This is a genomic window from Escherichia sp. E2661, assembly GCF_004745185.1.
GTDB lineage: Bacteria > Pseudomonadota > Gammaproteobacteria > Enterobacterales > Enterobacteriaceae > Escherichia.
Map to the genome: position 1 here is coordinate 331,877 of NZ_PDIG01000037.1, position 9,839 is coordinate 341,715.

The following is a 9,839-nucleotide window of genomic DNA, read 5'->3' on the forward strand; positions in this document are numbered from 1 at the left end:
AGGCGGGGCGATGACAAAGCTAACACTGCCTGATGCGCTACGCTTATCAGGCCTACTCGACTCCTGCAATGTATTGAATTCGCAAAGTTTTACAGGCCGGATAAGACGTTTACGCCACATCCGGCATGAATAAAGTGTTTGTTGTCGACAATCTCAGGCGGGGAGGCCGCACTGTTTATTTTTTCCAGAAATCATCGAAAACCGTAATGGGTGGGCGGCGTTTATGCTCGGTTTTCAGATACCAGTTCTCAATCGTTCTGGCGACCTGTTCCGGGACATTTTTCCCTTCAAGATAGTCATCGATATTTTCATACGTTACGCCGAGCGCGACTTCATCTGGCAGTGACGGGCGGTCATCTTCCAGGTCGGCTGTGGGTGCCTTCTTATAGAGATGCTCAGGGCAACCTAACGCCGCCAGTAACTGTTTACCCTGACGTTTGTTCAGACGATACAGAGGGTTAATGTCTGTGCCACCATCACCATATTTAGTGAAGAATCCAGTAATGGCTTCTGCCGCATGATCGGTGCCAACTACGACGCCATTAGTCATACCCGCAATGCTGTATTGCGCTTTCATCCGCTCACGTGCTTTTTCATTGCCACGCACAAAATCGCTCAGTTCGATACCTGCTTCCCGCAATGCCTGTTCACTGGCGAGTACCGCGCCCTTGATATTGACGGTTAATACGCGATCCGGCTGAATAAAGGCAATGGCGTCCTGGCAATCTTGTTCGTCGGCCTGAACACCGTAGGGAAGGCGCACGGCGATAAATTGCAGTGATTCATTACCGGTTTCCTGGCGCAGTTCATTAATTGCCATCTGACACAACTTACCGGCAAGGGTAGAGTCCTGACCACCGCTAATGCCGAGTACCAGTGATTTAATGAACGGGTAGGTTTGTAGATAGCTTTTCAGAAAATCGACGCTGCGACGAATTTCCTCTTCAGCATTAATCTGCGGTTTTGCGCCCAGCGCCTTTATTATTTGTTGCTGCAATGTCATTGAACCCCTCCAGACAAAAAAATAAAACTTCCTTAAAGCTAACCCGTTGCTACAGAAACGACAAGCGACAGCAGGTTGAATGGTGGTTAAAACGACATACAGGAATCCTCTGAAAGCGAAACCGTTTCGCTCTTAGGCTTGAAAAAGCCCCCGATGTATTCCAGGCTTATCTAACACGCTGATAAACAAGAGGACGGAATATGAACAAGAATATGGCAGGAATTCTGGGTGCAGCGGCGGTATTAACCATGCTGGCAGGTTGTACGGCGTATGATCGTACCAAAGACCAGTTTGTACAGCCTGTGGTGAAAGACGTCAAAAAAGGCATGAGCCGGGCGCAGGTTGCACAAATTGCGGGTAAACCTTCGTCTGAAGTGAGCATGATCCATGCTCGTGGTACTTGCCAGACCTACATTCTGGGTCAACGTGATGGTAAAGCAGAAACCTATTTTGTCGCGTTAGATGATACCGGGCATGTGATCAACACCGGCTATCAGACCTGTGCCGAATACGACACTGATCCGCAGGCTGCGAAGTAATTCCTTCATCTGAAAGCTTGAGTCACAACGAAAACCGGCCATTGTGCCGGTTTTTTTATGGGGAAAGCTTATTTGTTGACGCGAATTATTTAACCGAAATGTGAAGGTGGTCAAAACAGCAGGTCAAGGAGAGACAATTTGTATAGTCAAAGAAATACTATTGCTCAGGTCAATACCGTATACTCTTTTCAGCCACCAAAAAAAGTCATGTTGGTTTCGCAAGTTACCCAGAGCATGGAAGCAGGTGAAGGCTTGCGGAGTGTCTGGCTGACAGATAATCGTTGATGAGGGCAGTTTTATGGAAAAGAAACACATTTATCTGTTTTGTTCTGCGGGCATGTCTACCTCTTTACTGGTATCAAAAATGCGCGCTCAGGCAGAAAAATATGAAGTTCCGGTCATTATTGAAGCATTTCCAGAAACGCTGGCTGGTGAAAAAGGGCTGAATGCCGATGTCGTTTTATTAGGGCCGCAGATTGCTTATATGTTGCCCGAAATTCAGCGTTTGTTACCCAACAAACCGGTGGAAGTAATTGACTCGCTGTTATATGGCAAAGTCGATGGTTTAGGCGTGCTTAAGGCTGCTGTTGCAGCAATTAAAAAAGCCGCAGCAAATTAATTTTTAAATTTTCCCGTCAAAGAGTTATTTCATAAATCTATACCGCAATATTTGAATTGCGGTTTTTAAGGGTATTTTTCTATGAGTAATGTTATTGCATCGCTTGAAAAGGTACTCCTCCCTTTTGCTGTTAAAATAGGAAAGCAACCGCACGTTAATGCAATCAAAAACGGTTTTATTCGCTTAATGCCGTTAACCCTCGCAGGGGCTATGTTTGTATTAATTAATAACGTTTTCCTTAGCTTTGGGGAGGGGTCGTTTTTTTTTATTCCTTAGGTATTCGCCTCGACGCCTCGACCATTGAAACACTCAATGGTCTGAAAGGTATTGGCGGAAATGTTTATAACGGAACATTGGGGATTATGTCTTTAATGGCACCGTTCTTTATCGGCATGGCGCTGGCAGAAGAGCGTAAAGTCGATGCGCTGGCAGCGGGATTGTTATCCGTTGCGGCGTTTATGACCGTCACGCCTTATAGCGTCGGCGAGGCTTATGCCGTCGGCGCTAATTGGTTAGGCGGCGCAAATATCATCTCCGGGATTATTATCGGCCTGGTGGTGGCAGAAATGTTTACCTTTATTGTCCGCCGCAACTGGGTAATTAGACTGCCTGATAGCGTACCTGCGTCGGTATCGCGTTCTTTCTCTGCATTGATTCCCGGCTTTATTATTCTTTCCGTGATGGGGATTATTGCCTGGGCGCTGACGACCTGGGGTACAAACTTCCATCAGATCATTATGGATACTATCTCGACGCCGCTGGCATCGTTGGGCAGTGTGGTCGGCTGGGCGTATGTGATTTTTGTTCCACTGCTGTGGTTCTTCGGTATTCACGGCGCGCTGGCGCTGACTGCACTGGACAACGGCATCATGACGCCGTGGGCGTTGGAAAACATCGCGACCTACCAGCAATATGGTTCCGTCGAAGCGGCATTAGCTGCCGGTAAGACCTTCCATATCTGGGCCAAGCCGATGCTGGACTCCTTTATTTTCCTCGGTGGTAGTGGTGCGACCCTGGGCCTGATTCTGGCTATCTTTATTGCTTCTCGCCGTGCTGATTATCGTCAAGTGGCAAAACTGGCGCTGCCGTCCGGCATCTTCCAGATTAACGAACCGATTCTGTTTGGTCTGCCGATTATTATGAACCCGGTGATGTTTATCCCGTTTGTGCTGGTACAACCGATTCTGGCGGCGATCACCCTGGCGGCATATTACATGGGCATTATTCCACCAGTGACCAACATTGCGCCGTGGACCATGCCAACCGGTCTGGGAGCCTTCTTTAACACCAACGGTAGCGTCGCCGCCTTACTGGTCGCACTCTTCAACCTCGGTATCGCCACGCTGATTTATCTGCCATTTGTTGTGGTGGCTAACAAAGCACAAAACGTGATTGATAAAGAAGAGAGTGAAGAAGATATTGCTAACGCGCTGAAATTTTAATCGATATCGGCACAGGTAACGCTGTGCCGGGTAAGGAAAGTGAGGAACTGAGTATGATGGATCTCGACAATATCCCGGATACGCAAACCGAAGCCGAAGAACTGGAAGAAGTGGTGATGGGGCTTATCATCAATTCCGGGCAGGCGCGCAGTCTGGCGTATGCGGCGCTGAAACAGGCAAAGCAGGGCGATTTTGCGGCAGCAAAAGCGATGATGGATCAGTCACGAATGGCGTTGAATGAAGCGCATCTGGTACAGACGAAACTGATTGAAGGCGATGCGGGCGAAGGTAAGATGAAAGTGAGTCTGGTTCTGGTCCACGCCCAGGATCATTTAATGACCTCAATGCTTGCACGTGAACTGATTAGCGAATTAATTGAGCTTCATGAAAAATTGAAGGCATAAGGAGTTGATGATGCAGCCAGTGATTAACGCGCCGGAAATTGCCACAGCCCGTGAACAACAACTGTTTAATGGCAAAAACTTCCATGTGTTTATCTACAACAAAACTGAGAGTATCAGTGGGCTGCATCAACACGACTATTATGAATTCACCCTGGTGTTAACGGGTCGTTATTACCAGGAGATAAACGGTAAACGCGTGTTGCTGGAGCGGGGCGATTTTGTCTTTATTCCGTTGGGCTCGCACCATCAAAGTTTTTATGAGTTTGGCGCCACGCGTATATTAAATGTTGGGATCAGCAAACGTTTTTTTTGAGCAACATTATCTGCCGTTGTTGCCTTATTGCTTCGTCGCATCACAGGTATACCGGACCAATAACGCTTTTCTCACCTATGTGGAAACGGTCATCTCTTCACTGAATTTCCGTGAAACCGGGCTGGAAGAGTTTGTTGAGACAGTGACTTTTTATGTTATCAACCGCTTACGTCATTACCGTGAAGAACAGGTAATTGATGATGTGCCGCAGTGGCTGAAAGGCACGGTTGAAAAGATGCATGATAAAGAGCAGTTTAGTGAAAATGCGCTGGAAAATATGGTGATACTGTCGGCGAAATCGCAGGAATATTTGACGCGTGCGACCCAGCGATATTATGGCAAAACACCAATGCAGATTATTAATGAAATTCGCATTAATTTTGCCAAAAAACAACTGGAAATGACCAACTATTCGGTAACGGATATTGCATTTGAAGCCGGTTATAGTAGCCCAAGTTTGTTTATTAAAACGTTTAAGAAATTGACCTCATTTACACCCAATAGCTATCGTAAAAAACTGACTGAATTTAATCAGTAGCCATTGTATCAGAACACTAAATTTACATGCTTGCTCTGTATAACCTGGTATTTCCGGGTTATTCCTGACTTAGCGGCAGGCACGACGAATATCAGTATTTCCTAATGAAGGGAGAAATTATGAGCCAGAAATTAAAAGTCGTCACTATTGGTGGCGGGAGCAGCTATACCCCGGAATTACTGGAAGGGTTTATTAAACGTTATCACGAATTGCCGGTGAGTGAATTATGGCTGGTGGACGTCGAAGAGGGTAAAGCGAAGCTGGATATTATTTTCGATCTCTGCCAGCGGATGATTGATAACGCTGGTGTACCAATGAAGCTTTATAAAACGCTCGATCGCTGCGAAGCATTGAAAGATGCCGATTTCGTCACCACCCAGCTGCGCGTAGGTCAATTACCAGCACGCGAGCTCGATGAACGTATTCCGTTAAGTCATGGTTATCTCGGCCAGGAAACCAACGGTGCCGGTGGCCTGTTTAAAGGTCTGCGTACTATTCCGGTGATTTTTGACATAGTCAAAGATGTTGAAGAACTCTGCCCCAATGCCTGGGTGATTAACTTTACGAACCCAGCGGGAATGGTCACCGAAGCCGTTTATCGTCATACCGGATTTAAACGCTTTATCGGCGTGTGTAATATTCCGATTGGCATGAAGATGTTTATCAGCGATGTTTTAGCGTTGAATGAGAACGATGATTTATCTATCGATCTGTTCGGGCTGAACCACATGGTGTTTATTAAAGATGTGCTGGTAAATGGCAAGTCTCGCTTTGCCGAATTGCTTGATGGTGTGGCATCCGGGCAGTTAAAAGCGTCTGGCGTAAAAAATATTTTCGATCTGCCGTTTAGCGAAGGCTTAATTCGCTCACTGAATCTGTTGCCGTGCTCGTATCTGCTTTATTACTTCAAGCAAAAAGAGATGCTGGCGATTGAAATGGGTGAGTATTATAAAGGCGGCGCACGTGCACAGGTGGTACAGAAAGTCGAGAAACAACTCTTTGACCTGTATAAAAATCCGGACCTGAACGTTAAGCCGAAAGAACTGGAACAGCGCGGCGGGGCATATTACTCAGATGCGGCGTGTGAAGTGATTAATGCTATCTACAACGACAAGCAAGCGGAACATTACGTTAATATCCCGCATCATGGGCATATTGATAATATTCCGGCAGACTGGGCGGTAGAAATGACCTGTACACTGGGGCGCGATGGCGCGACGCCACATCCACGCATTACACACTTCGATGACAAAGTGATGGGCTTGATTCATACCATCAAAGGTTTTGAGATTGCCGCCAGCCACGCAGCCCTTAGCGGTGAATTTAACGATGTGTTACTGGCGCTCAACCTTAGCCCGCTGGTGCATTCCGATCGTGACGCGGAACTGCTGGCAAGAGAGATGATTCTGGCGCATGAGAAGTGGTTGCCAAACTTTGCTGACTGCATTGCAGAACTCAAAAAAGCACATTAACTGAGGCTGATTATGGAACGCTTACTGATTGTTAATGCTGATGACTTTGGCTTAAGTAAAGGCCAGAACTACGGCATTATCGAGGCCTGTCGTAATGGTATTGTCACCTCAACGACGGCGCTGGTGAATGGGGAAGCTATCGACCATGCGGTGCGGTTAAGTCGTGATGAACCGAGTCTGGCAGTTGGGATGCACTTTGTCCTTACACTGGGCAAGCCGCTGACTGAAATGCCTGGGCTGACCCGGCAAGGTGTGCTGGGGAAATGGATCTGGCAGCTGGCAGAAGACGATGCCTTACCACTGGAAGAAATTTCCCAGGAACTCGCCCGCCAGTATCTGCGATTCATTGAATTGTTTGGCCGCAAACCAACACATCTTGATAGTCATCATCATGTGCATATGTTCCCGCAGATTTTCCCGATTGTGGCGAAGTTTGCGGCTGAAGAGGGGATTGCGTTGCGTATTGATCGCCAGCCAGTATTTAACGACGGTGATTTACCTGCAAATCTGCGCAGTTCACAGGGCTTCAGTAGTGCATTCTATGGTGAAGAGATTAGTGAATCACTGTTCCTGCAAGTGTTGGATGATTCCAGTCATCGCGGTGAACGCTCACTGGAAGTGATGTGCCATCCGGCGTTCGTCGATAATACAATTCGCCAGAGTGCTTACTGTTTCCCGCGGTTAGCGGAACTGGATGTGTTAACGTCGGCGTCGTTGAAGTATGCCATTGCCGAGCGTGGTTATCGGTTGGGTAGTTATCTGGATGTGTAGGTAAGGCTGTTTTGCCGGATGCGGCGTAAATGCCTTATTCGGCATACAATATATTGAAATTTCATAGCATTATGAACATCCGGTAGGCCTGATAAGCGCAGCGCATCAGGCAAAGGTGGCGCAATTGCGCCACCCATATTTACGCCGGAATTTTGTCAATCTTAGGCATACGGGACCAGACGCGGTGCGCCGCCATTAGCGTTAACAGTTCATCCATAAAACTACCGTCGGCGCTGTCGGCTTCCACAACCCCTTCTTCGCTTTTGTCATCCACCTTAATTGTCGCTTTGAACTTGCGGGCGTCTCCCGCCAGCGCAATCGGTTTAAGGTGTTTGTAGGCTTCCATCAGGTAATAGTTCGCATCGCCATTGTCTGCGATATCCGCAATATTACCGCAAGGGACAATGACCGCATCCACCGTCAGCGAAGGCGCTCCGGCAAAGGTAGCAGCAATTGGCAATACTGTGCCGTCATCGGCGGTCACTTCGCCCATCCGTGAATAAAGCAGTTTGGCATGAACGCCTTTGGCTTTCAGGGCCTTGAGAATGACCAGCAGGTCTGCCGATCTCACTTCATCATTAAGCAAAATCGCTACCACACGGCCTTTGACATCACCGTCAGGAATGGCATACAGGCTTAATGTTGGGGCATTTTTCAGACCGTTGATGTCTGGTGGCGGGGTAATATTCAGTTGTTCATCAGTCAGTTCGATACCGAGATTTTCCGCCACAGCCTGCGCCAGAGTGAGATCGATATGTGCCAGTTGATCAACGACGCGTTCACGAATATACGGACGAGCAACTTTGCTCAATTCAAAGCTGAAAGCGTCGATAATGTGGCGCTGTTCAAACGGCGTCTGGCTTAGCCAGAACAGACGCGGATGGGAATAATATTCGCCAAACGATGGGCTACGCTCGCGGACTTTGTTGCCTTCTACACGTTCCTGGTATGATTCAAATCCGCCGCGTTTCGGCCCCGGCGGTGTTTCGCGCGGCCAGTTGTCGTTGATGGAGTTTGGTTCGTAGTTTGCCGGATTGGTGTCGATTCCCATGCGGTGCATGCCGTCACGCTGGAAATTATGGTAAGGGCAGGTCGGGCGGTTAATCGGAATTTCATGGAAATTGGGCCCACCAAGACGACTAATTTGTGTATCGGTATAAGAGAACAAACGTCCCTGCAATAACGGGTCGTTGGTGAAATCCAGACCGGGGACGATATGCCCTGGATGGAAAGCGACCTGTTCGTTTTCGGCAAAGAAGTTATCCGGGTTGCGGTTAAGCACCATTTTGCCGACGCGCTGTACTGGCACCAGTTCTTCCGGAATAAGTTTGGTTGGATCGAGAAGGTCGAAATCAAACTTGAATTCGTCTTCTTCCGGGATTAACTGGAAGCCCAGTTCGTATTCCGGGAAATCGCCTGCTTCAATGGCTTCCCACAGCTCACGGCGGTGGAAGTCCGGGTCACGTCCGGTGAGTTTCTGCGCTTCATCCCATACCAGCGAGGCTTTACCTGCCAGTGGTTTCCAGTGAAAACGCACAAACGTCGCTTTCCCTTCGGCGTTAATCAGGCGGAAAGTGTGGATGCCGAAACCTTCCATCGTACGGTAGCTGCGCGGGATCCCGCGATCCGACATCGCCCATATCACGTTATGCAGCGTTTCCGGTTGCAGGGAAACATAATCCCAGAATGTGTCGTGGGCGCTACCTCCCTGTGGGATCGCCCAGTGCGGTTCCGGTTTTACCGCATGAACAAAATCGGGGAACTTATGCGCATCCTGAATAAAGAAGATCGGCGTGTTGTTGCCAACAAGGTCAAAAATACCCTCTTCAGTATAGAATTTGGTGGCAAAACCGCGAATATCACGCACGGTATCTGCCGAGCCAGCGCCACCCTGAACGGTCGAGAAACGGACAAATACCGGAGTGATTTTGTTCGGGTCAGACAGGAAGTCGGCTTTGGTAATATCGCTTAAGTTTTTATACGGCTGGAAATAACCATGAGCCGCAGAACCTCGCGCATGAACAATACGTTCCGGGATACGCTCATGGTCAAAGTGAGTGATCTTCTCGCGCAGAATAAAATCTTCCAGCAGCGTTGGACCACGGCTACCGGCACGCAGTGAGTTTTGATCGTCAGCGATGCGCACGCCCTGATTGGTGGTCAGCGCATAATTTTCACTACCTTTACGTACATCTTGCAGGGAATTGAGTTTTTCGTTACGCGTATCAGGGGCTTTCAGACTGCCTGGCGCGGTAGGCTGCGCGCCTGGCGGGGTCGGTTCAGCCGCTGGACGATGAGAGCCGTCCTCAGGTGCCAGTGAGTCCATTCCTGGTTTCGCTTCGTTCGAGTCGTGCAGGGGGGACTGGTGCTGATGTGGGTTCTTTTCGTTATGTTGCGACATTGAACTCGTCTCCTTATTTCATTGCTGAAAGGGCCGCTTTTTTGGTCAAAAAACCCTCTAACTATAGACCATCAGGGGTATCTCGCTCTGGAAGTGGTGTCGGCGAAAGTTATTTGAAGATAGTACGCAAAGCAGGACGGAGCGTAGGCTNAGCATCGATCGATGACAGCTACGTACGTCGAGCATCGATCGATGTACAGCTACGTACGTCTGAGCATCGACGATGCAGCTACTGTACGTCGAGCATCGATCGATGTACAGCTACGTACGTCTGAGCATCGATCGATGTACAGCTACGTACGTCTGAGCTCGATCGTGTACAGCTACGACGCGAGCA

Annotated in this window: 7 protein-coding genes and 2 pseudogenes; 7 read left to right on the plus strand and 2 right to left on the minus strand. The window is 48.5% G+C overall.

Annotated features, from left to right (window positions below; translation table 11 throughout):
• Window positions 1–175: 175 nt before the first annotated feature.
• Complete coding sequence (gene nadE / locus CRI63_RS20715) at window positions 176–1,003, minus strand: ammonia-dependent NAD(+) synthetase (RefSeq protein WP_064529168.1); 828 nt, start codon at window positions 1,001–1,003, stop codon at window positions 176–178.
• 200 nt (window positions 1,004–1,203) lie between these two features.
• On the opposite strand from nadE, the gene osmE reads away from it, so the two are divergent.
• The 7 genes and pseudogenes from osmE to chbG all read left to right on the plus strand — a co-directional run bounded on the left by osmE (window position 1,204) and on the right by chbG (window position 7,101).
• On the plus strand, window positions 1,204–1,542 hold the full coding sequence (gene osmE, locus CRI63_RS20720; protein ID WP_064529167.1) for an osmotically-inducible lipoprotein OsmE: 339 nt from the start codon (window positions 1,204–1,206) through the stop codon (window positions 1,540–1,542).
• Between the two features lie 298 nt (window positions 1,543–1,840).
• Window positions 1,841–2,161 (plus strand): PTS N,N'-diacetylchitobiose transporter subunit IIB, encoded by a 321-nt coding sequence (gene chbB / locus CRI63_RS20730; protein WP_000412160.1) that lies wholly within the window; start codon window positions 1,841–1,843, stop codon window positions 2,159–2,161.
• Between the two features lie 81 nt (window positions 2,162–2,242).
• A pseudogene (gene chbC, locus CRI63_RS20735) lies at window positions 2,243–3,603 on the plus strand (PTS N,N'-diacetylchitobiose transporter subunit IIC).
• A 53-nt stretch (window positions 3,604–3,656) separates the two neighbouring features.
• Entirely contained in the window at window positions 3,657–4,007 is a 351-nt protein-coding gene (chbA, locus tag CRI63_RS20740; RefSeq protein ID WP_064529165.1) for a PTS N,N'-diacetylchitobiose transporter subunit IIA, read from the plus strand.
• 7 nt (window positions 4,008–4,014) lie between these two features.
• Window positions 4,015–4,858: pseudogene (chbR, locus tag CRI63_RS20745) on the plus strand (transcriptional regulator ChbR).
• A gap of 119 nt (window positions 4,859–4,977) precedes the next feature.
• Window positions 4,978–6,330 carry a 6-phospho-beta-glucosidase gene (gene celF, locus CRI63_RS20750; RefSeq protein ID WP_135520617.1) on the plus strand — a complete coding sequence of 451 codons (1,353 nt, stop codon included), beginning with the start codon at window positions 4,978–4,980 and terminating at the stop codon, window positions 6,328–6,330.
• Between the two features lie 12 nt (window positions 6,331–6,342).
• Complete coding sequence (gene chbG, locus CRI63_RS20755; protein WP_130218875.1) at window positions 6,343–7,101, plus strand: chitin disaccharide deacetylase; 759 nt, start codon at window positions 6,343–6,345, stop codon at window positions 7,099–7,101.
• 139 nt (window positions 7,102–7,240) lie between these two features.
• On the opposite strand, the gene katE is transcribed toward chbG, so the two are convergent.
• The gene (gene katE / locus CRI63_RS20760; protein WP_135520619.1) at window positions 7,241–9,502 is read right to left on the minus strand and encodes a catalase HPII; all 2,262 of its coding nucleotides are present in this window, start codon (window positions 9,500–9,502) and stop codon (window positions 7,241–7,243) included.
• Window positions 9,503–9,839 lie beyond the last annotated feature (337 nt).

Coding starts and splice junctions, on each gene's coding strand:
- nadE (WP_064529168.1), bottom strand. CDS start 1,003: ATGACATTGCAGCAACAAATAATAAAGGCGCTGGGCGCAAAACCGCAG.
- osmE (WP_064529167.1), top strand. CDS start 1,204: ATGAACAAGAATATGGCAGGAATTCTGGGTGCAGCGGCGGTATTAACC.
- chbB (WP_000412160.1), top strand. CDS start 1,841: ATGGAAAAGAAACACATTTATCTGTTTTGTTCTGCGGGCATGTCTACC.
- chbA (WP_064529165.1), top strand. CDS start 3,657: ATGATGGATCTCGACAATATCCCGGATACGCAAACCGAAGCCGAAGAA.
- celF (WP_135520617.1), top strand. CDS start 4,978: ATGAGCCAGAAATTAAAAGTCGTCACTATTGGTGGCGGGAGCAGCTAT.
- chbG (WP_130218875.1), top strand. CDS start 6,343: ATGGAACGCTTACTGATTGTTAATGCTGATGACTTTGGCTTAAGTAAA.
- katE (WP_135520619.1), bottom strand. CDS start 9,502: ATGTCGCAACATAACGAAAAGAACCCACATCAGCACCAGTCCCCCCTG.